Raw genomic sequence first — 26619 nt, 5'->3', positions numbered from 1 at the left:
TTACTCGGTCTCACCGTGTTTAAATTTCATCAGATCGCGGCGCTCTTTTTTATCCGGTCGCCGGTCCGGGTGGGGCATGGTCAGCGCATTCATTTTGCGCGCCAGCGCGGTCTTCTCGCGCTTTTCAATGCTCTCAGCCGTCTCTTCATAAAGCTGTACGGCTTCAGATGCGGGCCGTCGTTGTTCGGTAATGGCTTTAATCACCACCGTTCGTTCATCGTTGCCCTGACGCAGCGTTAAGGTGGCATTCAGTTCAACCAGTTTACTCGGCTTGCTACGCTGGCCGTTGTAATGCACCTTTCCGCCGTCGATCATCTCGCGGGCAAGGGCGCGCGTTTTATAAAAACGGGCTGCCCACAGCCATTTATCCAGTCTTACCCCATCTGAGGGTTTTTCTTTCATGGCGTCTCCTTCACGGTCAGTGAGGGGATCATCTGACGATAGTCACCCAGCCCCGGATGCCGCAGATAGCTTTTGTCCGCCAGGCCGGAGTCAGGATTGGTCACGCCCAGGCAGTAGCGAATGCCAAACGCCGCGGCGGAATCCAGAATGGGCTCGCTGTCATCAATGAACAGCGTGCGTTCCGGCTGTAAACCGGTCTCTTCCTTCACCGCATGCCACAACCGCTGATCCTCTTTCGGATAACCAAATGTGTGGGTGGAAAGTAATAAATCAAGGTGTGACGCAAGACCCGTATGTTCCAGCTTCACGGCCAGATTATGCGGATGGGCGTTGGTCAGCAAAATACGACGCTTGCCGCTTGCTTTCAGCGCATCCAGGAAGGGCACGGTGTCCTCACGCAGTACGGCGCGCGGGCCCTGGGCGGTGGTCATGGCACAAATATCCAAACCGAGTCGTTCGCTCCAGTAGTCCAGACAGTACCAGTTTAGCGTATGTTGCACCGCGCTATATTGCGAACGAATGAATTCCTGCGCTTCTGCCGGGGAGATACCCTGCTGTTCGCCATAGGTTTCCGGGACCAGCTTTTGCCAGAAGTAATTATCGAAGGCGAGATCGAGCAGCGTGCCGTCCATATCCAGCAGGACGGTATCAACCTCCTGCCAGGCGATATCAAGATGCATAGGGGAACTCCAGCCAGAAGAAACGTGCGCGACAGGGTAGCACAACTTGTCGCGCAGGGATGTTATCCGATCAGGCTCTCAGAGGAGGGGACCAGCTTAGGATTGAGGCAATTTTCGTAGTATTGCTGGATCTCGGCAAGCCGGGTGCGTGAACGCTGGTAGCGACGCAGGGCCATGAAACCATTCCAGAAAATGGATGCCAGCATCGCAAACATCAGCAACGATGTACCGATGTAACGCCATAACCCCGCGCTGTCCGGCATCCGGTGCAGGCCGATATGGCGCGTGCCGTTGGCGTCGGTAAAGATACTGGTCACAATCCCTTCGGCGCTGAACGGGGTCTGCATCAGCATCTGCGCCAGACGCTGGAACTGCCCCCATTGCTCCTGTGCCGGGTAGTCATACAGCGCGGTCTGCGGGTAAGGCTGATCGACCAGGTCGCTCCCTTCATCGCTGACAATCACAAAGCCGCCAGGCGCCGGACTGTTCAGCGCCTGGGCCGCACGGGTGGTTTCACGCATCACAAACGGCGCGGTAGAGGTGGCCACCAGGTTATCCAGCGATTCGGCGCTGACCGGACGCAGCAGTACATTTACGCCGTCCAGTCGACCCGCTTCGGCGCGCTTCACCAGCGAGTCCCAGTCCTTGCTATTACCCAGGTTGACGAGCGCGTTTTTAAGGCGAACACATTCGTCCTGCGCGGAACATAAATCCTGCGTTTTCAGCACGATTTCGCCAAAGTCATCCAGCAGTACCATTCCGGATTTCTGAATGGCAGAACGCAGGGCAGGGCTGACGCGTGAATCATCATCGGTTTTCGGGTGCAACTGGCGGTTAAGCGTCTGGGTAAGCGCGGTGGCTTTATTGACGACATCCGACTCCGGTAGCGGTAGCGGCGGTGCATCGTTCCAGACGATTTGCGAGCAATCGAACGGCATGAACGGTGAGTTCTGACGGGTATTCCAGGCTCCCGGTGTGTGGATGTTACACATCCCGGTTCCCTTCAGACGGAGCGTATCCCCCACCCGTACGCCGGCTTCATCCAGTTGCTTAACGCTGGTGGCTTCAACGGTTTGCGCCCCTTTGATCCACGACAGGGTGAATTTGATGGGCATATCCAGCGGCACGAACAGCAGCAACAGGGCAAAGACCAGCGCTGCGCCCCCGGCGATAACCGTGCTGCGTAGCCAGTGCTGAAGCGGGAAGTTCTTCACTTCATCGTGCAGGGACAGGTAGCGTCCCTGACGTACAACGTGGCGGTCAAGATAGATATCAATATCGGTTTTATGCCCTAAATCCTGGGCGATCCACGGCTGCCAGTGGCGCGGATAGATCAGGTCGATAATCCCGAGGGAGATGTTGTTGATATGTTCCTGATCGTTCTCACCAAACAGGCCCCAGCGTTTTGGCGTACCGCGCAGGCAGTGAATTTCACGCAAAGAGGTTTTGGCAGGAGGCGCAAACAGCCCCCACAGCCCGGCGGCCAACAGCAGCACTGCACCGCCAGCAAGCCAGGGGACAAAGACATCCGGCGTCAGCAGGCAGAAGAAAAAGAGCAGGAAGGCGGCCACAATCAGGACCGCCTCGCGAATGCCATCCGGGCGACTCAGGGCGTGCTCTTCATGCGTCTCCTGACGAATGTTCAGCAGTTCAATTTGCTCGGTCTCTTCGCCACGGATGGAGGCCTGCTTTGAGCTCGCGCGTTCCAGAGCAAAGCGCGGCGCTTCCTGAAGGTATTCGCCCAGAGTATGGCCGTTTAGCGAGATAACCAGCGGCAGCGAATCGGTATGGATCAGCTCGACGCTGTTTTCATCGTTAATGTACTGCTCCCAGGACGGAGGCAGATGCACTTCGACGGAATCCAGATAGTAGCGCCATTTATTGGGATCGTCAGTGGTGATGCCATAGCGGGTAATGGAGCGCGTCACGCAGAGCACCGTGTCGCTTTGCGCGTTCAGATTGAGGATTACCGGCGCAGCAGTGGCCCCCGTTGGCCCAGGCGTTAACTGGGAACGGTTGAGGGTCTCAAGGTAGTTTTCAACGGCATCACGCTCTTCTTGCGTGAGTTTACGCGTTGTGGCGCCAGCAAAGGCATTTAAAAAGGGCAGCCGAAAACGCCGCTGTACGCGACGCCTGTATAACCACCCTGCAACCAACGCGCCGGCCAGCATAGCAGCGAGAACGATCAAAATGGTGCTCATGCTTTCCCCATCTTACTTTATCTTCTTACAGGTGTAGTCAGTAGCACCTTTAACAATGAATGAGAGTCTGTGGTTGGCTATCGGCAAGCATGGAGTCGAACTTGAGCATTCTGCAGCGCATCCCAGTGACCGATGATGATAGCAAAGCCTGTGATGGCGCGATATCAGCAAATTCCTGGAAACATTTCAACCTCTTGACATTTGTTTTGAATTGAGGATTGATTCCTGTCAGGTTGCACAAATGTAAATAAAGAACAATTGACATTGCCGAAACCGTGCGGCGTATCGCACAATAAAGTCAGTTCACACTGCAAAGACCCATCAAGATGAGCAAACCACTACAAAAACCCACCATTCTCAATGTTGAAACTGTCGCGAAATCGCGGCTGTTTAATGTCGAAAGTGTGGACCTGGAGTTCAGCAACGGTGTGCGTCGCGTTTATGAGCGTATGCGCCCCTCGTCGCGCGAAGCGGTGATGATTATCCCCATCGTCGACGACCATCTGATTTTGATCCGCGAATATGCAGTGGGCACGGAATCTTATGAACTGGGTTTCTCGAAAGGCCTTATCGACCCGGGTGAAACGGTCTTTGAAGCGGCAAACCGCGAGCTGAAAGAAGAGGTCGGTTTTGGCGCGAATGAGCTGTCGTTCCTGAAAAAACTGAGTATGGCTCCCTCCTATTTTTCCAGCAAAATGAACATTGTGGTGGCTGAAGATCTCTATCCTGAATCGCTGGAAGGGGACGAGCCGGAGCCGCTGCCACAGGTTCGCTGGCCGCTGGCGCACCTGATGGATTTGCTGGAAGATCCTGACTTCAACGAGGCGCGTAACGTGAGCGCGCTGTTCCTGGTACGGGAATGGCTGAAGGGGCAGGGGCGACTGTAGTGGCCTGATGCCCTCACCCCAACCCTCTCCCACGGGAGAGGGAGCAAAAACAAAAACGGCAACCCGAGGTTGCCGTTTTGCTTTGTTGTCAGAACAGCTCGTGCGTCTCGCCGTTATCAATAATCTCTGTACCCACCTCATGTACCGCCTGCGTGGTAGGCTGCGTACCTTCGATGAAATACTCCTCACGACTATTGCCACCGTTAGCTAACTGTCCGGTGCTGCGGTCGATATTGACCGTGACCACACCTGGAGGCGGCGTCAGTGGTTGTTCCGGCACGCCCTCAAGAACGGATTTCATATAGGCATCCCAGGCCGGTTGCGCACTCTTCGCCCCGCCTTCGTAGCCGGAAATCTGATCTTTAATCGCGCCAGACGCCGTGGTGCGGCCTAAATCGCGGCGGTGATCGTCAAAGCCGATCCAGACCGAAGTCACCACGCCCGGACCGTAGCCGGAGAACCAGGCATCTTTCGAGCTGTTGGTGGTCCCGGTTTTACCGCCGATGTCATTGCGCTGTAAATCACGCCCTGCACGCCAGCCGGTACCCTGCCAGCCCGGTTCACCGAAGATGTTGGTGTTCAGCGCGCTCTTGATCAGGAAAGAGAGCGGGGTGTTGATCACATGCGGGGCATATTCCTGCGCACCGGTCTGTGCGACCAGCGCCTGGTTTGCCTGTTCCAGCTGTGGCTGTGGCACCACACCGTTCTGCTGCTCCTGCGACACGGCAACGTCTTCCATGTCCTTGTTCTCAAGCACCTCAGATTTCGGCGTATTGCCGTAAATTACCGGAATATCGCACTCCGCGCAGGCGATTTTAGGCTTCGCTTCGAACAGCACACCGCCCTGGTCATTCTCGATTTTACTGATGAAGTACGGGTCAATCAGGAAGCCGCCGTTAGCCATGACCGAATACCCACGCGCCACCTGCAGCGGCGTGAACGAAGCCGAGCCTAACGCCAGCGATTCGGTACGCACGATATTCTGTGCCGGGAAGCCAAAGCGTTGCAGATACTCTGCCGCGTAGTCGACGCCCATCGCACGCATCGCACGCACCATCACCACGTTTTTCGACTGTCCCAGACCCTGACGAAGACGAATAGGGCCAGCATATTCCGCCGGGGAGTTCTTCGGCTGCCAGTCGGAACCGGCACCGGCATCCCAGCGAGAGATCGGCACGTCGTTGAGGATACTGGCAAGGGTCAGCCCTTTATCCATCGCCGCCGTGTAGAGGAACGGTTTGATATTAGAGCCGACCTGACGCAGCGCCTGAGTGGCGCGGTTAAATTTGCTCTGGTTGAAATCAAACCCACCGACCAGCGCCAGCACGGCACCGTTTTGCGGGTTAATGGAGACCAGCGCGGAGTTCACGTCTGGCACCTGCGCCAGCCACCAGGCATCGCCCACCTGACGCACCCAGATTTGCTGTCCGGTCTGTACTACATCGGTCACCTTGCGTGGTGTTGGCCCTTGCAGGGTGTCAGAGCGATACGGACGCGCCCAGCGGATACCCTCCATGCGCAGGGAGACTGATGTGCCGTCTGCCAGTGTCGCAATGGCTTCCTGAGGGTCGGCTTGCGTGACCACTGCAGGCAGCAACGGGCCATAGGTTGGCAGCGCTTTCAGCGTACTGGTGATTTTTTTACTGTCCCAGGCGCTTTCACCCACCTTCCAGAGTACGTTGGATGGGCCGCGATAGCCGTGGCGCATATCGTAGTCCATCACGTTATTTCTCACCGCCTCCTGTGCCGCCTGCTGCACTTTGCGGGTGACCGTGGTGTACACGCGATAACCATCTTCATAGGCCTTATCGCCATACCGGCTGACCATTTCCTGGCGCACCATTTCGGTCAGATACGGGGCAGAGAAGGCGATCTCCGGCGCATGGTAGTTGGCGTCGATGACATCGTTGCGTGCCTGCTCATATTCACTCTGACTGATGTAGCCTTCGCTCAGCATACGTGACAGGACGACATTGCGACGTGCGGTGGCGCGATCGAGTGAGTAGAGCGGGTTAAACGTGGACGGGGCTTTAGGCAGGCCAGCAATGGTCGCCATTTCGCTTAAGGTCAGCTGCTCCACGGGTTTACCGAAGTACACCTGAGCCGCGGCACCCACGCCATAGGCGCGATAACCGAGATAGATCTTGTTGAGGTAAAGCTCAAGGATTTCGTCTTTACTCAGCAACTGCTCAATGCGGATCGCAAGGAACACCTCTTTTATCTTACGTGTCAGCGTCTTTTCTGGGCTGAGGAAGAAGTTACGTGCCAGCTGCTGCGTGATGGTACTTGCCCCCTGAGAGGCATGCCCGGAGAACATCGCGACGCTTGCGGCGCGGAAAATCCCCACCGGATCAACACCGTGGTGCTCGTAAAAACGGCTGTCCTCAGTGGCGATGAAGGCCTTCACCATCACCGGGGGAATTTGATTTAAGGTCAGCGGGATACGGCGCTTTTCGCCGTACTGCGCCATCAGCTCGCCGTCGGCGCTGTAGACCTGCATTGGGATCTGGAGTCGCACATCACGAAGCGTAGCGACATCAGGTAGCTGCGGCTCAATATATTTGTACAAACCATAAATCGAGCCTGCTCCCAGCAGAATGCAACACACTGCAAGGATTAATAAATACTTTACGAACTTCACCGGAGATTTCCCATCTGGTTTCACTTGGGCAGTTTCTAAACAATCGCGCGGTAGTATAAAGGCAAGCCTGATTCATTGATATAGCCGTCACGGCGACGGGCGATAAGGAGATCGTGAAGCATGGCTTTCAAAACATGGCAAACGGGCGTTCATATTCAACAAGATAGGGTGCTGATTGTCGCGCTGGTTCGCGAGCGTCTCAGCTGGTGTCTGCGCCGCTGGTGGGCGATACCGCTGACGGAAGGCATCATCCTCGACGGGAAAATTTGTCAGCCAGAACAACTGGTTGACGCATTACGCGACTGGCGGCGTACATTGCCGCATCAGCACCGGGTGTTCCTCTCATTTCCGGCCGCGCGTACCCTGCAACGATCGCTGCCCCGCCCGGCTATCGCCCTTTGCGACAGCGAACAGCTCTCCTGGCTGGGGGCTACGCTCTCGCGTGAACTGGAGATGTCCCCTGACGCGCTGTGCTTCGATTACGCACAGGACACGTTCAGCAACACATTTCATGTCACCGCAGCGCAAAACAAAGAGGTTGAAACACTTCTGACGCTCGCGAAAACGCTGCATTTACGTTTGGTGACGATTACCCCGGATGCCAGCGCGCTGGCAAACCTTCTTCCTGCGGTGGCGCCGGCGCAGTGTGTCGCGTGGCGAGACGAGCATCAGTGGTTGTGGGCAATGCGCCACCAGTGGGGGCGCCGCTTCGCTACCGAGGCCAAAAGCGTGGCTGAACTGGCGGCACTGTTGGCCCTCGCGCCGGACGATATCGTGCTGTTTGATAGCCAGCGCGATCCGTGGGAGACCCTCTCTCGCACTCAGCCCCCGCTGCCGGAATGCGGTGCCGATTATACCGTCGCGCTGGCGCTGGCCATGAGCGAGGTGCCTGAATGAGCATGACCAATCTTCTTCCGTGGCGACAGCAACGACGCGCGCGCCGCCTGCGGTTCTGGGGAAAGCTATCTGCAGCCGCGTCTGTTCTGACGCTGATAACGGTTTTCAGCCTGAGAATGCACGCCAACCTGAAGCTGCACGCCCTGCAGACTGAACTGGCGGGCATGCAGACCGTGCAGCGCGTGCTGTCTTCACGTCTGCCTCTTGCCACACCGGCGCCCACGCGCCAGCCCCGGCGTAGGGCGTGGCAGCCGGTGCTGACGTCTCTTTCCGATGCCATTCCGGCGCAGGCCTGGTTCACGGAGCTTCGTTATCAACACCCTTCTGTGACAATCAGCGGCTATGCCTCAGCACTGCCCGCCCTGTCGGCAATGGGTGATGTTCTCCGGCACATAGCGGGGTTTACCTCCGGGCCAGCAGGAGAGATACGGCAGGATGGTCACGGGCGCTGGATGTTCACTTTTCAGCTCACAGACCAGGGGTAACGCGTGAACATGATACTGGAACGCTGGTGTGAGAGCCGTCGCCGGTACCGGGTCCTGTGCGGTGGGCTGGGCGTTGCCTTTCTGTGGGGGACCGCATGGGGCGTATTCCTGAGGCCGCTTAATTCACAGCTTGCTGCACTTCAGATGCAAATGGCCGACGCCGTACAGCGCCATGCGGCGCTGTGGCGTGTCGCCCGCAACGGGCCTCGCCGGACACCAGAGTCTGACGTACGCCCGGTGGTGCGCTTTTCCCCGCTGGACTTTCAGGCTGATGGCGCAACGCTGGTGCACTGGAAACCCCTTCCGGGCGGTGGGGAGCTGGCGCTGGATGCCGACTGGCCGGCAATCCTGACGGTATTCACCCGGCTGGCGCAGCAAGATGTCCGGATTGCCGCCTTTACGCTTGCGCCCCAGGGCGCGGCGTTACGTCTGCGAGTGCAGCTGGAGCAAGACCATGCGAAATAGCCTGCGCTACCTGCTGGTTTGCTCCGTGCTGATTTTGACCGGAATGCGCGATCCATTTCGTCCCCCGGACGATCCCTGTGCCGTTGGCGAGCTGGCGCAGTGGCACTATCGCGGCATGGTCGGTGGGGTTGGCATTTTGCAGGACGGGAAAAATCGCTGGCATCGTCTTTACCTGCAAGAGCGTTTACCGCCGGGCTGGCGGGTCAGTGCAATCAATGAGACGGCGCTCGCCATAGAGCTGGGTGAAACCTGTGAGCCAACGCAATGGTCGTGGCAACGAGAAGGAACGAAGAAAAATGAATTTAAGGATAGCGCTGCTGTTACTAACGATCGTCACTCCGCTGGCCGCCGCACCGAAACCGGTCACGCTGGTGGTGGATGACGTTCCTGTGGTTCAGGTTCTGCAGGCGCTGGTTGCACAGGCGAACCGTAATCTGGTGGTGTCACCCGACGTGAGCGGCACGCTGTCGCTCAATCTGACACATGTTCCGTGGCGACAGGCGCTGCAGACGGTTATCACCAGTGCAGGGCTCGTGCTGCATGAAGAGGGTGGCATTTTTTATGTCCATACGGCGGCCTGGCAGCGCGAACAGCAGGAGCGTAAAGCGCAGGATCGGGCCCGCCGTGAACTGGATGCTCCGCTGCTCTCGCAGAGCATTGCGTTTTCTTACGCCGATGCTGGGGAACTGCAAAAAACTGCGGAAAAACTGCTCAGTCCGAAGGGCAGTTTATCGCTCGATAAGCGCACCAACCGCCTGCTGGTCCGGGATAATAAGGCCGTACTGAAGACGCTACAGCACTGGGCAACACAGATGGATATTCCCGTCGAGCAGGTCGAACTGGCGGCGCATATCGTGACCATCAATGAAAAAAGCCTGCGGGAGTTGGGCGTGAAATGGAGCCTTGCCGAGGCCACGGAGACGGGCAAGGTGGGGCAGGTGACTGCCCTTGGCAGCGATCTGTCCGTTGCCAGCGCCACTACCCACGTGGGGTTTAATATCGGGCGGATTAACGGCAGGCTGCTGGATCTGGAGTTGTCGGCGCTGGAGCAAAAACAGCAGGTCGACATCATCGCCAGCCCGCGATTGCTGGCCTCACATATGCAACCGGCCAGTATCAAACAGGGCAGCGAAATCCCTTATCAGGTCTCCAGCGGTGAGAGTGGGGCCACCTCTGTGGAGTTCAAAGAGGCGGTATTAGGCATGGAGGTCACGCCGGTGGTGCTACCGGGCGGTCGCGTGCGCCTGAAATTACACATCAGCGAAAATATGCCGGGGCAGGTGTTGCAACAGGCCGATGGCGAAACGCTGGCTATCGACAAACAGGAGATAGAAACCCAGGTGGAGGTAAAAAGTGGAGAAACGCTGGCGCTGGGCGGGATTTTCTCGCAAAAGAATAAAACCGGGAGTGATAGCGTACCCGGGCTCGGTAAAATCCCCTGGCTTGGGCAGCTTTTTCGCCATGATGGAAAAGACAACGAACGGCGTGAGTTAGTGGTGTTTATTACGCCACGTCTGGTGGCTATTCGCTGACGGGTAACGATCCCCGCAATGATTTTGCATTCAGTTTGTTGCAGATGTTTGACGTGGGGCATGAATTAGCATACAAGGAGTACCGATTTGAGTTGGACTGACGTCTTGTTGTCTTATGCGTCTGGCGCGGCGATTTAATCAGTTGCCAAACAAGCCGGAGTATTGAGATAATTTTTAGTCTGACTCTCGCTCTATTGCATATGAGGTTTCAGTTCATGTCCTGCTACGCCGGGTGTCTGCGAAGCGGGGATTACCATTAACGAATAGTCTTAGTAGTACCGAAAAAATGGCAGAGAAACGCAATATCTTTCTGGTTGGGCCTATGGGTGCCGGCAAAAGCACTATTGGGCGTCAGTTAGCTCAACAACTCAATATGGAATTTTACGATTCTGATCAAGAGATTGAGAAACGAACCGGAGCTGATGTGGGCTGGGTCTTCGATGTAGAAGGCGAAGAAGGTTTCCGTGACCGAGAAGAAAAAGTGATCAACGAACTCACGGAAAAACAGGGCATCGTGCTGGCAACTGGCGGCGGTTCTGTAAAATCTCGCGAAACCCGCAACCGTCTCTCCGCCCGTGGCGTAGTGGTTTATCTTGAGACGACCATCGAAAAACAGCTGGCACGTACGCAGCGCGATAAAAAGCGCCCGCTGCTGCAGGTTGAAACGCCACCACGGGAAGTTCTGGAAGCGTTGGCCGATGAACGCAATCCTCTGTACGAAGAGATTGCTGATGTGACCATTCGTACTGATGATCAGAGCGCTAAAGTGGTTGCAAACCAGATTATTCATATGCTGGAAAGCAACTGATTCTGGCTTTATATACACTCGCCTGCGGGTAAAAGCATTAAAGGTGGATGTCGCGTCATGGAGAGGATTACAGTTACTCTCGGGGAACGTAGTTACCCTATCACCATCGCGGCTGGTTTGTTTAACGACCCAGCTTCCTTTTTACCACTGAAAGCGGGTGATCAGGCGATGCTGGTCACCAATGAGACACTGGCTCCGCTTTATCTTGACCGCGTTCGCCACCTGCTTGAGCAGGCCGGCGTGAAGGTCGACAGTGTGATTCTGCCCGATGGCGAGCAGTATAAAAGCCTGACGGTACTGGATACCGTCTTTACCGCATTACTGCAAAAACCGCACGGTCGCGATACGACACTGCTTGCCCTGGGCGGCGGTGTTGTGGGCGATCTGACGGGGTTTGCGGCGGCAAGTTATCAACGTGGCGTCCGTTTTATTCAGATTCCAACCACGTTACTGTCTCAGGTCGACTCTTCCGTTGGCGGCAAAACTGCAGTCAACCATCCGCTCGGCAAAAACATGATTGGCGCGTTCTACCAGCCCGCTTCGGTGGTGGTGGATCTCGACTGTCTGAAAACCCTGCCACCACGCGAACTGGCTTCTGGCCTGGCTGAAGTGATCAAATACGGCATTATTCTTGATGGCGAGTTCTTTAACTGGCTGGAAGAGAATATGGATGCGTTGGTGCGCCTGGATGAGGCTAAACTGGCATACTGCATTCGCCGTTGTTGTGAGCTGAAAGCAGAAGTTGTTGCAGCAGACGAGCGTGAAACGGGCTTACGTGCTTTACTGAATCTTGGGCATACGTTTGGCCACGCGATTGAAGCCGAAATGGGTTACGGAAACTGGCTCCACGGTGAAGCTGTCGCGGCTGGCATGGTGATGGCTGCCCGCACCTCCGAACGTCTGGGTCAGTTCAAACCAGAAGAGACGGCGCGTATCATCGCACTGCTGGAACGTGCAGGCTTGCCGGTAACCGGGCCGCAGGAGATGTCGGCGCAAGCGTATTTACCCCACATGATGCGCGATAAAAAAGTATTGGCAGGTGAGATGCGTCTTGTACTCCCGCTTGCAATAGGGAAGAGTGAAGTGCGCGGCGGAGTGCCGCACGATGTCGTTCTTGGCGCTATCGCTGATTGTCAGCAGGCGTAACAACTAGAAAGGTCAGGCCACTGTTACCGGTGGTCGTTTAGCTTCAGGCGAAATGCAAAGTCGTTGGCATAAGCCTTTGAGTGGGGTGTTAAATGGATGAATTCAAACCAGAAGACGAGCTGAAACCCGATCCCAGCGATCGTCGTACTGGTCGTTCTCGTCAATCTTCAGAACGTGATAACGAGCCGCAGATCAACTTTGACGATGTTGATCTGGATGCAGACGATCGTCGCCCTTCACGTAGCCGTAATGCGCGTGATGAGCGAGAAGAAGAGGATTATGAGTCCGAAGAAGATTCAATGGACGAACAGCCAGTAGAGCGTCGCCCGCGTAAACGTAAAAAAGCGGCCGCGCAGAAACCGGCCTCCCGCCAGTACATCATGATGGGACTCGGCGTTCTGGTGCTTGTGCTGCTGATTGTCGGCATTGGCTCCGCGCTGAAAGCACCTTCAACGAATTCTGGCGAGCAAACGGCTTCCGCTGAGAAGAGCATCAACCTCTCCGGTAACGATGCGACAGACCAGGCAAATGGCGCACAGCCAGCGCCGGGTACGACCTCCGCAGAGCAGACCGCCAGTAACACAACGACGCCGCAGGATGTTTCCCTGCCGCCAGTTTCTTCCACGCCTGCTCAGAATCAGGCACCTGTCACGCCAGAGGGCCAGCAGCGTGTAGAGGTTCAGGGCGATCTGAACAACGCGCTGATGCAGCCGCAAAACCAGCAGCAGGTGGATAACGTGGTGGTGAACTCTACGTTGCCAACTGAACCTGCAACCGTTGCGCCTGTTCGCGGTGGCAACGCTCAGCCACAAACCGCGGCAACGGAAACCAAACCGCGTCAGACTCAGACCCAGACGGCACCACGTCAGGAACGTAAGCAGGCGGTCATTGAACCTAAGCGTGAGACCAAACCTCAGGCCGTGGTAAAAGCGCCTGAAGTCAAAGCTGCACCGGCGCAGCCGAAACGCACTGAAACCGCTGCGGCAAGCGAGCCCGCAAAAGCGCCAGTGACGCAGACTGCACCGAAGGCCACGGCGACCACCACGGCGCCTGCGGCGACAACGGCTCCAGCTGCAACTGCCACAGCACCGGCTACCACAGCGGGTAAAACGACGGGTAACGTCGGTTCGCTCAAATCTGCACCGTCCAGTAATTACACGCTGCAACTGAGCAGTTCGTCTAACTATGACAACCTCAACGGTTGGGCGAAGAAATCGAATCTGAAAAACTACGTGGTTTATCAGACGACCCGTAACGGGCAGCCGTGGTATGTGCTGGTGAGCGGTGTGTATGCTTCCAAAGATGAAGCGAAACGTGCCGTGGCGACACTGCCAGCAGACGTTCAGGCGAAAAACCCGTGGGCGAAGCCCATTCATCAGGTTCAGGCCGATCTTAAGTAATGTTTAAAGCGCAGGATGCTGTCGGAGCTTTCTCCACAGCCGGAGAAGGTGTAATCAGTTAGTCAGCATGAAAAAAAATCGCGCTTTTCTGAAATGGGCAGGGGGGAAATACCCCCTGCTCGATGATATTAAAAAGCACCTGCCAAAAGGCGAGTGTCTTATCGAGCCCTTTGTGGGCGCAGGATCGGTGTTCCTGAACACCGATTTTTCTCGTTATATCCTGGCGGATATCAACAGCGATCTCATCAGCCTCTATAACATCGTCAAACTGCGTACCGATGAGTATGTGGAAGAGGCGCGCAAGCTGTTTACGCCCGAGAACAATCACCCGGATGTTTACTACCAGCTGCGCACTGAGTTTAACCAGAGCCAGGATCCGTTCCGCCGGGCACTGTTGTTCCTCTATCTCAACCGCCATGGCTACAACGGCCTGTGCCGGTATAATCTGCGTGGGGAATTTAACGTGCCGTTTGGCCGCTATAAGCGCCCCTATTTCCCGCAGGACGAGCTGTATCACTTTGCTGAAAAAGCGCAGAATGCCGAATTCCACTGTCTCTCATATGAAGAGTGTATGGAGCTGGCGGGCGTAGACTCGGTGGTTTACTGCGATCCGCCGTACGCCCCGCTGTCGGCGACGGCGAATTTTACCGCCTATCACACCAACAGCTTCAGTCCGGCCGAGCAGGCCCGTCTGGCGGAGATGGCGGAAAAGCTGGTCAGCAAAAGAATTCCGGTGTTAATTTCGAATCACGATACCCCTGATACGCGCGAATGGTACAAAGCCGCGAAGCATTTTCAGGTCAAAGTGCGGCGTAGCATTAGCAGCAACGGCGGCACACGTAAAAAGGTGGACGAACTCCTGGCTCTTTATCGCCCCTGAGCCGTTTTGCCCGCCGGTAAACACATTTCAAGGAGATGCGGATGAAACAGTTTTTGATTGCTCCCTCAATTCTGTCGGCCGATTTTGCCCGCCTGGGCGAAGACACTGCTAACGCGCTCGCCGCGGGTGCGGATGTTGTCCATTTCGACGTTATGGACAACCACTACGTTCCCAATCTGACCATCGGCCCGATGGTGCTTAAGGCGCTGCGTAACTACGGTATTACCGCGCCCATTGACGTCCATCTGATGGTGAAACCGGTTGACCGCATCGTGCCTGATTTTGCCGCGGCGGGCGCCAGTATCATCACCTTCCATCCGGAAGCGTCGGAACACGTTGACCGCACGCTGCAGCTGATCAAAGAGAACGGCTGTAAAGCGGGTCTGGTCTTTAACCCGGCAACGCCCCTGAGCTATCTCGACTATGTGATGGATAAGCTGGACGTTATTTTGCTGATGTCCGTTAACCCGGGCTTTGGCGGACAGTCTTTCATCCCTCACACCCTGGATAAACTGCGTGAAGTGCGCCGTCGTATTGATGAGTCAGGCTACGACATTCGTCTGGAAGTGGATGGCGGCGTGAAGGTGAATAACATTGGCGAAATTGCGGCTGCGGGCGCGGATATGTTTGTTGCAGGTTCGGCAATTTTCGACCAACCGGATTACAAAAAAGTCATTGATGAAATGCGCCGCGAGCTGGCGAAGGTAAGTCATGGATAAATTGCAGGCAACCCGGGGTATTGCATTTGACCTCGATGGCACGCTGGTTGACAGCGCGCCGGGCTTAACGAGCGCCGTCGACCAGGCGCTGTACGCCCTTGAACTGCCCGTCGCGGGCGAAGATCGCGTCGTGACGTGGATTGGTAATGGCGCAGATGTCCTGATGGAGCGCGCCCTGACGTGGGCTCGCCAGGAGCGTGCGTCACAACGTTCCGCACAGGGTAAACCGAGCGTTGATCACGCGGATATCCCGCAGGAAGAACAGCTACGTATTCTGCGCAAACTGTTTGACCGTTTCTACGAAGAAACCGTTGAAGAAGGCAGCTTCCTGTTCCCGGATGTCGCGGAAACGCTGAGTGCGCTGCATGAGAAAGGCATTCCGCTGGGGCTGGTTACCAACAAGCCGACGCCGTTTGTTGCGCCACTGCTGGAGGCGCTGGATATCGCGAAATACTTCACCGTGATCGTGGGCGGTGATGACGTTCAGAATAAAAAGCCGCACCCGGAACCGCTGTTGCTGGTGGCAGGAAAATTATCCTTAACACCTGCGGAGCTGCTCTTTGTCGGTGATTCACGCAATGATATTCTGGCTGCCAGAGCGGCGGGTTGTCCCTCCGTGGGGTTAACTTATGGCTACAACTACGGTGAGGCCATTACCCTGAGTGAGCCGGACGTCGTGTTCGATCGCTTCAAAGATTTGTTGCCCGCACTCGGGCTTTCATACAGTGAACATCAGGAATTGAAAAATGACTAAGCCCATCGTTTTTAGTGGCGCCCAGCCGTCAGGTGAATTGACCATTGGTAACTACATGGGTGCGTTACGTCAGTGGGTTAGCATGCAGGATGACTACCATTGCATTTACTGCATCGTGGATCTGCATGCTATTACCGCCCGTCAGGATCCTGAGAAGCTGCGTAAAGCCACGCTGGACACTCTGGCGCTGTATCTGGCATGTGGGATCGATCCTGAAAAGAGCACCATCTTCGTTCAGTCCCATGTGCCGGAGCACGCGCAGCTTGGCTGGGCGCTGAACTGCTACACCTACTTTGGTGAACTGAGCCGCATGACGCAGTTCAAGGACAAATCCGCGCGCTACTCTGAAAACATCAACGCCGGTCTGTTTGACTATCCGGTGCTGATGGCGGCTGACATTCTGCTGTATCAGACTAACCAGGTGCCGGTGGGTGAAGACCAGAAGCAACATCTTGAACTGAGCCGCGATATCGCCCAGCGCTTTAACGCGCTTTATGGCGAAGTGTTCAAAGTGCCAGAGCCATTTATTCCGAAATCCGGTGCGCGTGTGATGTCGCTGCTGGAGCCAACCAAAAAGATGTCCAAGTCTGACGATAACCGCAACAACGTTATCGGCCTGCTGGAAGATCCGAAATCGGTGGTTAAAAAGCTCAAGCGTGCCGTGACCGACTCCGATGAGCCGCCTGTTGTGCGCTACGATGTGCAGAACAAAGCGGGGGTTTCCAACCTGCTGGATATCCTCTCCGGTGTGACCGGCCAGAGCATTCCTGAGCTGGAACAGCACTTTGAAGGCAAGATGTACGGCCACCTGAAAGGCGAAGTGGCGGATGCCGTTTCCGGTATGCTGACCGAGCTGCAGGAGCGTTATCACCGCTACCGTAACGATGAAGCCTTCCTGCAGAAGGTGATGAAAGAGGGCGCTGAAAAAGCCAGCGCGCGCGCGTCAGAAACCCTGAAAGCGGTGTACGAAGCGATTGGGTTTGTGGGTAAGCCGTAGGTAAAAGCAAAACGGTAACGGCGTTACCGTTTTAGGGTTTGTACCCTCTCCCTGTGAGAGAGGGCCTGGGTGAGGGCATCACGCCGCACTTTTCAAAACAAAAAAACCGGGGAGTCCCCGGTTTTTTTACGCCTGTAAAACAGCTTACTGCTGTGCCGCCGGGCCACAACCCCCGATGATCTTCGAAATGGAGATCGCCGGGTGCAGCAGGTAATCGTAGCTGCAGTTGTTTTTGGTGTTTTGCACGTGGCCGGTGCAGGCCGTCAGAGTCGATAACAGGCCTACCAGAACGGCAGCTTTAGCCAGTTTGAACATACGCATTCCTTGTCTTAAAAAAACTAAATTGGATGTAACACGAGGGAATAAATGGAAAAGTTCCATTTCGCGGGAGGTATGTTATCGACAGCAGTAACAGGGGAGTAGTCCGGTTAAGGACTACCCGAAGAAGGGAGAATATGCGCTAGTGATTTGAGAACCAGTTGAGTTTATCGCGCAGTTCAACCACGCGGCCGACAATAATCAGCGCCGGGCTTTCAACCTGCTGCGCCAGCTCACCCAGCTGTGTCAGCACGCCATTTACCACGCGCTGCTTAATGGAGGTGCCGTTTTCCACCAGCGCGACAGGCATATCCGCTTCCATGCCGTGTTCCAGTAATTTCGCCTGGATCGTAGCGGCCTGATTCAGCCCCATATAGAAGACCAGCGTCTGCTTTTCGGCGGCCAGGTTATGCCAGTCCAGTTCGCTGCCGGTTTTCAGGTGCCCCGTCACCAGACGCACGCTCTGCGCGTAATCACGATGGGTCAATGGAATACCGGAGTATGCCGAACAGCCGGATGCTGCCGTAATGCCAGGCACCACAGAGAACGGAATACCTGCGTTGCAGAGGGTTTCCAGTTCCTCGCCGCCGCGACCAAAGATAAACGGATCCCCGCCCTTCAGGCGCACCACACGTTTTCCTTTTTGCGCTTCTCTCAGCAGGATCTGGTTAATCTCTTCCTGCGGCACGCAGTGATAACCCGCACGTTTACCCACAAACACACGGTCCGCATCACGACGTACCAGATTCATGATCTCATCGGAGACCAGACGATCATAGACAACGGTATCGGCCTGCTGTATCTGCTGGAGACCTTTCAGCGTCAGTAATCCCGCATCGCCGGGGCCTGCACCTACCAGCACCACCTCGCCACGATGATCCAGCGGTTCAGAGAGCAACCGATCGGTCGTCTCTTCAACCGCCTTCACATCCTGATTGGCCAGCGACTGGGCCAGCCGGTCATTGACGAAGAATTTTTCCCAGAAGCGACGGCGCTCGCCCACGGTCGCGAAGGTTTGCTTCACCCGGGAACGCAATTGCCCTGCATAGTGGGCAATTTGCCCAAGATGTTGCGGCAGCAGTGCTTCCAGTTTTTCCCGCAGCAGGCGGGCGAGAACCGGCGAGCGGCCACCTGACGACACCGCAATCATCAACGGTGAACGGTCGATTATCGACGGCATGATAAAGCTGGCTTCTTTCGGCGCATCCACCACGTTGCAGAATATACGGCGCGCTTCGCAGGCATCGCTGACGCGCTGATTCACTTCATCGTCATCCGTCGCGGCAATAGTCAGCCAGCAGGTATCCAGCAGGGACTCGTTAAACTCTCCCTGATTCAGCGTGAGCATCCCTTCTTTCGCCCAGGCTTCAAACTGTGGTGCGAAGGCGAGGGCGTTAACCGTAAGACGGGCACCAGCCTCTAACAGCAAGCGGGCTTTACGTTCAGCCACATCGCCGCCACCCACAAGCAGGCAGTCGCGATGGCGTAATTGACAGAAAATCGGCAGGTGGTCCACGACATTACCTCACAGCATTCATGGAGGGGGTAAGAATTGACGTCAGAATAACAGCAGGAATCGCCGGAAACATACGGTTTTTCCTGCCGTTACCCATAAGGGGTCATAAGCCTTTCCTATAGGAAAGGCGGGGGGTTAGGCTTTTAACTGCACCTGGCCGTCCTTCACGCGAACGTCGTAGTGCTTCACCGAGTAGCTTTCATCTTCCATGCACAGTCCGTCGCTTAAACGGAAACGCTGTTTTTTCAGCGGACTGGCGACCCACAGCTCACCCTGATGCTCGGCAATCAGCCCGCGGGAGAGGACGCTGGCCTCAAAAAAAGGGTCAATATTGCTGATGGCAAAAACCTGTTCGTCGTGGCGAGGGCGGAAAATCGCGACCTGCTCGTTTCCCAGCAGCGCACAGACGCCGGTTGCCGGCAGAATGTCGTTAATGTTGCAGATGTTTACCCACTGGCTCATGCGTTTTCCTCCACCAGCGTCACCGGAATACGTTCATAAGGTGTCGCCGGACGATGCTGTTCGCGCTCTGCTACTACCTGCACGTTCGGGTCGCGCTGGGTGCTGTTGATGAAGTGTTTGAAGCGGGTCTGTGCCGCTGACGTGTTGACGGTTTCCGTCCACTCGCAAATCACCGCCGCGCGCAGGCGCGCCATCTCGGCTTCCAGATGTTCGTTAAGCCCCAGCTTGTCGTCGATGATGACCGATTTCAGGTAGTCGATGCCGCCCTCCAGATTATCCAGCCAGGAAGCGGTACGGGTCAGTTTGTCGGCGGTACGGATGTAGAACATCATGAAGCGGTCGAGATACTGAATCAGCGTGTCGTGGTCAAGATCGGCCGCCAGCAGGTCAGCGTGGCGTGGTTTCATCCCGCCGTTACCGCAGACGTACAGGTTCCAGCCTTTCTCGGTGGCGATGATCCCCACGTCTTTCCCCTGCGCTTCGGCACATTCACGGGTACAGCCGGAGACGCCGAACTTCATTTTGTGCGGGGTACGGATGCCTTTGTAGCGGTTTTCCAGCTCGACGCCGAAGCCCACGCTGTCGCCCACGCCGTAGCGGCACCAGGTGCTGCCCACGCAGGTTTTCGCCATGCGCAGCGCTTTGGCATACGCGTGACCGGTTTCGAAGCCCGCCTCAATCAGCTGACGCCAGATTTCCGGCAGGTCATCTTTCTGCGCACCAAACAGGCCGATACGCTGGGAACCGGTGATTTTGGTGTAGAGGTTAAATTCACGCGCGATACGGCCCACGGCCACCAGTCCTTCCGGGGTGATTTCACCGCCCGCGGAGCGTGGGATAACGGAGTAAGTCCCGTCTTTCTGGATATTCGCCAGGAAGTTGTCGTTGGTATCCTGCAGCGGCGTATGTTCGGGTTTGAGGATGTACTCATTCCAGCAGGAGGCCAGCAGGGATCCGACGGTCGGTTTACACACTTCGCAGCCATAGCCCTGGCCGTGCTTGGCCAGCAGTTCGTCGAAGGATTTAATGCCTTCCACGCGGATCAGGTGATACAGCTCCTGGCGAGAGTACGCGAAGTGCTCGCACAGGTTGTTGTTCACTTCGATGCCCTGTTTCGCCAGTTCGGCGTTCAGCACCTGAGTGACCAGAGGAATACAGCCGCCGCAGCCGGTCCCGGCTTTGGTTTCCGCTTTGAGCGCCGCAACGGTGTGACAACCTTTGTTGATGGCGGCGATCAGCATGCCTTTGGTGACGTCGAAGCAGGAGCAGATCTGCGCGCTGTCTGGCAGTTTATCGACGCCGATTGACGGCTTGCCGCTGGAGGCGTGCGCCGGGAGGATCAGCGCGTCCGGGTTCTCCGGCAGTTCGATGGCGTTCAGCACCAGTTGCAGCAGGTTGCCGTAGTCGCTGGTGTCGCCCACCAGCACCGCGCCGAGCAGGGTTTTGTTGTCCTGGCTGACGATCAGGCGTTTATAGATCTCTTTGCTCTCGTCGAGATAAACGTAGCTGCGTGCGCCCGGCGTGCGGCCATGCGCATCGCCAATGCCGCCCACGTCCACGCCCAGCAGCTTCAGCTTGGCGCTTAAGTCCGCGCCTTCGAAGGCGTTTTCGTTACCGAGGATATGGTCAACGGCGACCTGCGCCATTTTGTAGCCCGGCGCCACCAGACCGTACACGCGGTTATTCCAGCTGGCGCATTCGCCGATAGCATAGATATCCGGGTCGGAGGTCTGGCAGGTATCGTTCACCATGATCCCGCCGCGCTGGGCAACCGCCAGACCGCACTGGGTGGCCAGCTTGTCGCGTGGACGAATACCGGTGGAGAAGACGATAAAGTCGACTTCGAGCTCGCTGCCGTCGGCAAAGCGCATGGTTTTACGCGCTTCGGTGCCTTCCTGCACAATCTCTTTGGTGTTTTTGCTGGTGTGGACTTTCACACCCATGCTTTCAATCTTACGGCGCAGCTGATCGCCACCCATGTGGTCCAGCTGTTCGGCCATCAGCATCGGGGCAAATTCGATGACGTGCGTTTCAACGCCGAGGTTTTTCAACGCTCCGGCTGCTTCCAGACCCAGCAGGCCGCCCCCAACCACCGCGCCGCGTTTACTGCGACGTGCGCAGGATTCGATGGCGTTGAGATCTTCAATGGTACGGTAAACGAAGCAATCCTGTGTTTCCGAACCTTTGATAGGCGGGATCCACGGATATGAGCCAGTCGCCATGATCAGCTTGTCGTAAAAAACCGTACGGCCAGCGCTGGAGTGGATCACTTTCTCCTGACGGTTGATGGTGATAGCGCGTTCGCCCACCAGCACTTTTACGCCATGCTTCTCATAGAAACCTTCACGCACCAGAGAGAGCTCTTCGGCGGTATGATGGGAGAAGTAGGAAGACAAGTGCACACGGTCGTACGCCTTGCGGGGTTCTTCACAGAACACGGTAATATCGAACTGCTCAGCGCTGGCTTTATCGAGAAGATCCTCAATAAAGCGGTGGCCGACCATGCCGTTACCGATGATAGCGAGTCTGACTTTGCTCATTTTTGCCTCGATTTCTTTTCTATTACTGCCTACCTTAACGATTCAGCAGGGGCACTTATTGATGCAAATCAAATACGCCTTCGCCTACTCCCTAGGTGGTAGATGTATGATTTGTCAGGATTTTTATAAGTTATGGAAATCGCTGGCTTTTCGTTGTCGTCGATTTTATGTACAAAAAAAGTGGCTATTTTTGGAAAAACAGGTACTCCTTAATTTCAGCCACGTTTTTCAGGGGAAAGGTATGTCTACAACACCGCTTTGGCTTGTGCAGAATGTTCGTTTACCGGATCGCGAAGGGCTGTGGCAGATCGCCATCGAGGATGGTCGGTTTGGTGATATCACGCCCATGGACGAGACCCACAGCGAAAGCTATGAGGTCTTAAATGCCCGCGGCGGACTGGCCATTCCACCGTTTATCGAGCCGCATATTCATCTGGATACCACCCAGACAGCGGGCGAACCCAACTGGAACCAGTCCGGCACGCTGTTTGAAGGGATTGAACGTTGGGCGGAGCGTAAGGCGCTGCTTAGTCATGACGATGTCAAAGCGCGCGCATGGAAAACGCTGAAGTGGCAAATTGCCAACGGGATCCAGTTTGTCCGCACCCACGTGGATGTCTCCGACCCGACGCTTACCGCCCTGAAGGCGATGCTGGAGGTTAAACAGGAGGTCGCCCCATGGGTGACGCTGCAAATCGTGGCATTCCCGTAGGAAGGCATTCTCTCTTACCCGAACGGCGCGGCGCTGCTGGAAGAGGCATTAACGCTGGGCGCGGATGTGGTGGGTGCCATCCCGCACTTCGAATTCACCCGGGAATACGGCGTGCAGTCCCTGCATATCGCCTTTGACCTGGCGAACAAATACGACCGTCCGCTGGATATTCATTGTGATGAAATCGACGATGAGCAGTCCCGCTTTGTGGAGACGGTCGCCACGCTGGCCTATGAAGCTGGCATTGGCGCGCGGGTCACGGCCAGCCACACCACCGCCATGCACTCTTACAACGGCGCGTATACCTCCCGGCTGTTCCGCCTGCTGAAGATGTCGGGCATTAACTTCGTGGCGAATCCGCTGGTGAATATCCACCTGCAGGGGCGTTTTGACGACTATCCGAAGCGTCGGGGCATCACCCGCGTGAAGGAACTGCAGGCGGCGGGCATTAACGTCTGCTTTGGACATGATGATGTGTTTGATCCATGGTATCCGCTCGGTACCGGCAATATGCTGCAGGTGCTGCATATGGGGCTGCACGTCTGTCAGATGATGGGCTACCCGCAAATTGACAGCGGCCTGAACCTGATCACCCATAACAGCGCCCGCACGTTTGGCCTGAGCGATTACGGTATTGAGACGGGTAACCCGGCGAACCTGGTGATTTTGCCTGCAGAGAGTGGGTTTGAGGCGGTACGCTGTCAGGTGCCGGTGCGCTGGTCCATTCGGCAGGGGCGGATTATTGCCACCACGCAACTGGCGCAGACCTGGATCCAGATGGATAACGGGGGAGAAGAGATAAGTTTTGCCAGAAACAGCCCCTCTGCGTAGCGCAGAGGGGCGCGGGGATTAGTGCGACGTCGCAGCAGCGTTATGCTGGCGGTGGCGGGTCACAAAGCCCAGGATGAAGCACATGATGAACACCACAGCGTACAGACCGTTAGCGGTGTGCAGCGCCGCCAGCGGGCCGCTGTGAGCGACGATCGGCCCCGTCACCACAAAGGTCAGCATGGTACCGATGGTGCCGCAGGTCAGGACGAAGTTCACCAGCTTCGGCGAGGCCACTTTGGTCTGCAGGGAGCCCAGGGTGATAATCGATGTGTAAATGGCGCTGGAGAAGAAGCCCAGGGTCAGAATGAACCACGGCATATGCTCCGGGGAACCGTTGATGAACAGATACATCAACACGGTAGCCAGGCCTGCCAGCACGGTCAGGATGCGCTGCAGATCGAAGAAGCGCAGGATGAAGCTAAACGCCCACATGCCGAACATGTAAGACATCCAGAAATCGCTCACCAGTTTGCCCGCGTCGTTCAGGCTCATGCCCAGACCTTTGGCGTATTCCGGCACCCAGGAGATAAAGCCCAGTTGACCCAGGATGTAGCACAGCGCGGCAATGGAGAGGAACAGTACGCCGATACCCCATTTCTCTTTCACCACAGGCTCTGCCGTGGTCTGTGCTTTTTTACCCAGAACCGGGAATTCGCAGCCGAAGGTCAGGATGAAGATGGCCACGTAAACCAGGCCGATACAGGCGTAGACCCAGTACCACTCAATGCTGCGCGCCAGCAGAACGGCCGCGACCATCGGGAAAATCATCCCGGCCATGCTGAAGAAGGAGTCGGTAAACAGCAGGCGCGCGCCGCGCTGACGGCCTTCATACATATGGGTAATCAGGAAGGTACCAATCGACATGGTGATCCCGCTGACCAGACCGAGCACGAACATGGCGGCGGAGAACAGGGCGATGCTGTGGCTCAGCATCAGACCCGCCACGGCGGCGACCATCAGCACAAAACCAAAACGCAGCTGCGTTTTCAGCGGAACAATTTCCATCAGCCAGGCATTCAGGAAAATGGAGATCAGGATCCCCGCGTTGAGGAAGGTGAAGGTGTTACTCATGCTGGAAACGGGCAGATGGAAGTAGTCTGCGATATTTCCCATCACCATCCCGGTGACGATCACCAACGCGCCGGTCAGGGCGTAGGAGAAAAAGCTGATCCATGTGAGCTTGATACGATTGCTGTTAGTCATGTCTGGCCTGTTCAGGAAAAGAAAAGCGCCGGATGGGCGCTGAGAGCGGGCAGATTTTAGTCGCGAAAGTGATCCATTCATATCTTTTAAAGAAAATATGAGCTTCATTGCAGGGTTTTATGTGATCACGATCACATAAAATAGCGCCGTAACCAATCGTTTGCGCGGTAACAACTGTTTCAATTTCGTAAAATTAGGTAAAAGGCTGGTCTCCGTTCATACTGCTCTTTAGAATCAAGCCATTCGCTTTTTATACTGCGCTTTGTTAAGGAATTCTCATGCTCAAATCAACACTGGCGGCTGTCGCAGCTGTGTTTGCTCTTTCTGCCGTTTCCCCGGCCGCGCTGGCAGCAAAAGGGGACCCTCATGTTCTGCTGACCACCTCCGCAGGGAATATTGAGCTGGAACTGAATAGCCAGAAAGCCCCGGTTTCTGTGAAAAACTTCCTCGACTACGTAAACAGCGGCTTTTATAACAACACCACCTTCCACCGCGTGATCCCAGGCTTTATGGTGCAGGGCGGCGGTTTCAACGAGCAGATGCAGCAGAAACAGCCGAACCCCCCGATCAAAAACGAAGCGGACAACGGCCTGCTGAACACCCGCGGCACCATCGCCATGGCGCGTACGGCGGATAAAGACAGCGCCACCAGCCAGTTCTTTATCAACGTGGCGGATAACGCCTTCCTCGACCACGGCCAGCGTGACTTCGGCTATGCGGTGTTTGGTAAAGTGGTAAAAGGGATGGACGTGGCGGACAAGATTTCTCAGGTACAGACCCACGACGTTGGGCCATACCAGAATGTGCCATCCAAACCGGTCGTGATCCTCTCTGCAAAAGTACTGCCGTAATCCTCTTTGACACGGGCGTGTCTCGCCCGTGTTGTTAGCCCTCCCTGCGAAAGCGCGTTTTGCTGCTTATACTTTGGCAAACGGACATATTCAGGGAGGCGTTAAGTGAAAAAACTCACCGATAAGCAAAAATCCCGTCTCTGGGAGCAGCAGCGTAACGTCAATTTTCAGGCCAGTTGTCTCCTTGAAAAGGGTCATGGCCCTTCAGATCCCCAGATTGAGACACTGGAACTTGGGCCTTCAGCGCCTGGGTTGCCCCATCTGTGCCTTATTCACCGCCATCTGTATCGCAGAGAGATGAAACGGGCAGGTGAATACCGTACGGACGATATTTTCAAAGGGGACATCCCTTTTTGCCATTTCGAATACATTGAGAAGATGGGCAATGAATTGATGTCGGCACTGGAAAGCGACCGGTACCTGGTGGGTCTTCAGAAAGAAGAGTTTATCGAGCGGATAAGCCATTACTATTGTGAAATCAATATGCTGCATCCTTTTGCGAGCGGTAATGGCATTGCACAGCGCGTTTTCTTTGAACAGCTGGCGATCCATGCGGGTTACCTGCTGGACTGGCGCGATATCGATCCTGAGCAGTGGGTCGCCGCTAACCAGAGCGGCGCAACGGGAGATTTATCCGCCCTGAACGCTATCTTTGCCAAAGTAGTGAGCGAAGCGCGGGAATCTGAGTAGAATAGGGCGGCATTTTTTTCGGGAGCCGCCATGATTCTGCTGATTGATAACTACGATTCCTTCACCTGGAACCTTTACCAGTATTTTTGTGAGCTGGGTGCAGAGGTGGTTGTCCGCCGTAACGACGACATCAGCCTGACCGGGATTGACGCGCTGGCCCCAAAGAAAATCGTTATCTCGCCGGGGCCGTGTACCCCATCGGAATCGGGCATCTCTCTGGATGTGATCCGCCACTACGCCGGCAGGCTGCCTATCCTTGGCGTCTGCCTTGGCCATCAGGCCATCGGGCAGGTGTTTGGCGCCACCATCGTCCGTGCTGCCAGGGTGATGCACGGTAAAACCTCACCGGTTACCCACACCGGCACGGGCGTGTTTAGTGGGTTAAATAACCCGTTAACCGTCACGCGCTACCACTCTCTGGTGATTGACCCGCCGACGCTGCCCGACTGCTTTGAGGTGACCGCCTGGAGCGAGACGCAGGAGATCATGGGCATTCGCCATCGTGAATGGGATCTCGAAGGGGTGCAGTTCCACCCGGAGAGTATTCTCAGCGAACAGGGACACCAGCTGCTGGCTAATTTCCTCAATCGCTGAATATCTGT

At 56.0% G+C, this 26619-nt stretch carries 25 protein-coding genes and 1 pseudogene; 17 read left to right on the top strand and 9 right to left on the bottom strand.

Annotated elements, in window-relative coordinates; translation table 11 throughout:
- The 3 genes from hslR to ACTJJI_RS19405 form a co-directional block, all read right to left on the bottom strand.
- A complete protein-coding gene (gene hslR / locus ACTJJI_RS19415) occupies nt 1–402 on the bottom strand; it encodes a ribosome-associated heat shock protein Hsp15 (protein WP_013099083.1) in 402 nt (133 codons plus the stop codon).
- Complete coding sequence (yrfG, locus tag ACTJJI_RS19410; RefSeq protein WP_013099082.1) at nt 399–1082, bottom strand: GMP/IMP nucleotidase; 684 nt, start codon at nt 1080–1082, stop codon at nt 399–401. Before yrfG ends, hslR begins: the two co-directional genes overlap by 4 nt.
- A 62-nt stretch (nt 1083–1144) precedes the next feature.
- Nucleotides 1145–3283, bottom strand: coding sequence for an intracellular growth attenuator family protein (locus ACTJJI_RS19405; RefSeq protein WP_014833553.1), 2139 nt, complete (start codon nt 3281–3283; stop codon nt 1145–1147).
- 326 nt (nt 3284–3609) lie between these two features.
- Here ACTJJI_RS19405 and nudE point away from each other — a divergent pair, with 326 nt between their 5' ends.
- Nucleotides 3610–4170, top strand: a complete 561-nt coding sequence (gene nudE, locus ACTJJI_RS19400) for an ADP compounds hydrolase NudE (RefSeq protein ID WP_014833552.1) — start codon at nt 3610–3612, stop codon at nt 4168–4170.
- An 88-nt stretch (nt 4171–4258) separates the two neighbouring features.
- On the opposite strand, the gene mrcA is transcribed toward nudE, so the two are convergent.
- Nucleotides 4259–6811: a peptidoglycan glycosyltransferase/peptidoglycan DD-transpeptidase MrcA gene (gene mrcA / locus ACTJJI_RS19395; RefSeq protein WP_440655234.1), complete on the bottom strand. Its 2553-nt coding sequence runs from the start codon at nt 6809–6811 to the stop codon at nt 4259–4261.
- 120 nt (nt 6812–6931) lie between these two features.
- Here mrcA and ACTJJI_RS19390 point away from each other — a divergent pair, with 120 nt between their 5' ends.
- The 12 genes from ACTJJI_RS19390 (at nt 6932) to trpS (ending at nt 16894) form a co-directional block, all read left to right on the top strand.
- Nucleotides 6932–7708 carry a hypothetical protein gene (locus tag ACTJJI_RS19390; protein WP_014833550.1) on the top strand — a complete coding sequence of 259 codons (777 nt, stop codon included), beginning with the start codon at nt 6932–6934 and terminating at the stop codon, nt 7706–7708.
- The gene (locus ACTJJI_RS19385; RefSeq protein WP_118283871.1) at nt 7705–8193 is read left to right on the top strand and encodes a PilN domain-containing protein; all 489 of its coding nucleotides are present in this window, start codon (nt 7705–7707) and stop codon (nt 8191–8193) included. Before ACTJJI_RS19390 ends, ACTJJI_RS19385 begins: the two co-directional genes overlap by 4 nt.
- A gap of 9 nt (nt 8194–8202) precedes the next feature.
- Entirely contained in the window at nt 8203–8658 is a 456-nt protein-coding gene (locus tag ACTJJI_RS19380; protein ID WP_440655331.1) for a HofO family protein, read from the top strand.
- Complete coding sequence (locus ACTJJI_RS19375; protein WP_046889440.1) at nt 8648–9040, top strand: HofP DNA utilization family protein; 393 nt, start codon at nt 8648–8650, stop codon at nt 9038–9040. The genes ACTJJI_RS19380 and ACTJJI_RS19375 overlap by 11 nt, the downstream gene beginning before the upstream one ends.
- On the top strand, nt 8955–10190 hold the full coding sequence (gene hofQ / locus ACTJJI_RS19370) for a DNA uptake porin HofQ (protein WP_323282949.1): 1236 nt from the start codon (nt 8955–8957) through the stop codon (nt 10188–10190). Before ACTJJI_RS19375 ends, hofQ begins: the two co-directional genes overlap by 86 nt.
- 286 nt (nt 10191–10476) lie before the next feature.
- Complete coding sequence (aroK, locus tag ACTJJI_RS19365; RefSeq protein WP_003861630.1) at nt 10477–10998, top strand: shikimate kinase AroK; 522 nt, start codon at nt 10477–10479, stop codon at nt 10996–10998.
- 57 nt (nt 10999–11055) lie between these two features.
- Nucleotides 11056–12144 (top strand): 3-dehydroquinate synthase, encoded by a 1089-nt coding sequence (gene aroB, locus ACTJJI_RS19360; RefSeq protein ID WP_014833545.1) that lies wholly within the window; start codon nt 11056–11058, stop codon nt 12142–12144.
- Nucleotides 12145–12236: 92 nt separating this feature from the next.
- Nucleotides 12237–13544 (top strand): cell division protein DamX, encoded by a 1308-nt coding sequence (damX, locus tag ACTJJI_RS19355; protein ID WP_014833544.1) that lies wholly within the window; start codon nt 12237–12239, stop codon nt 13542–13544.
- Between the two features lie 67 nt (nt 13545–13611).
- Entirely contained in the window at nt 13612–14424 is an 813-nt protein-coding gene (gene dam, locus ACTJJI_RS19350; protein ID WP_013099069.1) for an adenine-specific DNA-methyltransferase, read from the top strand.
- Nucleotides 14425–14465: 41 nt separating this feature from the next.
- On the top strand, nt 14466–15143 hold the full coding sequence (gene rpe, locus ACTJJI_RS19345) for a ribulose-phosphate 3-epimerase (protein ID WP_008503032.1): 678 nt from the start codon (nt 14466–14468) through the stop codon (nt 15141–15143).
- Nucleotides 15136–15897: a phosphoglycolate phosphatase gene (gph, locus tag ACTJJI_RS19340; protein ID WP_153908146.1), complete on the top strand. Its 762-nt coding sequence runs from the start codon at nt 15136–15138 to the stop codon at nt 15895–15897. The genes rpe and gph overlap by 8 nt, the downstream gene beginning before the upstream one ends.
- Nucleotides 15890–16894, top strand: a complete 1005-nt coding sequence (gene trpS / locus ACTJJI_RS19335) for a tryptophan--tRNA ligase (RefSeq protein WP_013099067.1) — start codon at nt 15890–15892, stop codon at nt 16892–16894. The genes gph and trpS overlap by 8 nt, the downstream gene beginning before the upstream one ends.
- Before the next feature lie 144 nt (nt 16895–17038).
- On the opposite strand, the gene ACTJJI_RS19330 is transcribed toward trpS, so the two are convergent.
- From ACTJJI_RS19330 to nirB, 4 genes are all read right to left on the bottom strand, one after another.
- Entirely contained in the window at nt 17039–17209 is a 171-nt protein-coding gene (locus ACTJJI_RS19330; RefSeq protein WP_008503029.1) for a YhfL family protein, read from the bottom strand.
- A gap of 145 nt (nt 17210–17354) precedes the next feature.
- Nucleotides 17355–18728 (bottom strand): siroheme synthase CysG, encoded by a 1374-nt coding sequence (cysG, locus tag ACTJJI_RS19325; protein WP_440655228.1) that lies wholly within the window; start codon nt 18726–18728, stop codon nt 17355–17357.
- A 135-nt stretch (nt 18729–18863) separates the two neighbouring features.
- Nucleotides 18864–19190: a nitrite reductase small subunit NirD gene (nirD, locus tag ACTJJI_RS19320; RefSeq protein ID WP_013099065.1), complete on the bottom strand. Its 327-nt coding sequence runs from the start codon at nt 19188–19190 to the stop codon at nt 18864–18866.
- Nucleotides 19187–21730, bottom strand: a complete 2544-nt coding sequence (gene nirB / locus ACTJJI_RS19315; protein WP_194516862.1) for a nitrite reductase large subunit NirB — start codon at nt 21728–21730, stop codon at nt 19187–19189. The genes nirD and nirB overlap by 4 nt, the downstream gene beginning before the upstream one ends.
- 241 nt (nt 21731–21971) lie before the next feature.
- On the opposite strand from nirB, the pseudogene ACTJJI_RS19310 reads away from it, so the two are divergent.
- Nucleotides 21972–23273, top strand: a pseudogene (locus ACTJJI_RS19310) (cytosine deaminase).
- 18 nt (nt 23274–23291) lie between these two features.
- Here ACTJJI_RS19310 and tsgA read toward each other — a convergent pair.
- The gene (tsgA, locus tag ACTJJI_RS19305) at nt 23292–24476 is read right to left on the bottom strand and encodes an MFS transporter TsgA (protein ID WP_196372863.1); all 1185 of its coding nucleotides are present in this window, start codon (nt 24474–24476) and stop codon (nt 23292–23294) included.
- A 278-nt stretch (nt 24477–24754) separates the two neighbouring features.
- Between tsgA and ppiA the strand changes: the two genes are divergently transcribed.
- From ppiA to pabA, 3 genes are all read left to right on the top strand, one after another.
- Complete coding sequence (gene ppiA, locus ACTJJI_RS19300) at nt 24755–25327, top strand: peptidylprolyl isomerase A (RefSeq protein ID WP_013099061.1); 573 nt, start codon at nt 24755–24757, stop codon at nt 25325–25327.
- A 105-nt stretch (nt 25328–25432) separates the two neighbouring features.
- Entirely contained in the window at nt 25433–26017 is a 585-nt protein-coding gene (locus ACTJJI_RS19295) for a putative adenosine monophosphate-protein transferase Fic (RefSeq protein WP_013099060.1), read from the top strand.
- Nucleotides 26018–26047: 30 nt separating this feature from the next.
- Entirely contained in the window at nt 26048–26611 is a 564-nt protein-coding gene (pabA, locus tag ACTJJI_RS19290; protein ID WP_020690475.1) for an aminodeoxychorismate synthase component 2, read from the top strand.
- Nucleotides 26612–26619: the final 8 nt, after the last annotated feature.

Origin of the sequence: Enterobacter sp. 22466 (assembly GCF_052044775.1) — a bacterium.
GTDB lineage: Bacteria > Pseudomonadota > Gammaproteobacteria > Enterobacterales > Enterobacteriaceae > Enterobacter > Enterobacter dissolvens.
This window is presented reverse-complemented; position numbering and strand designations above follow the sequence as displayed.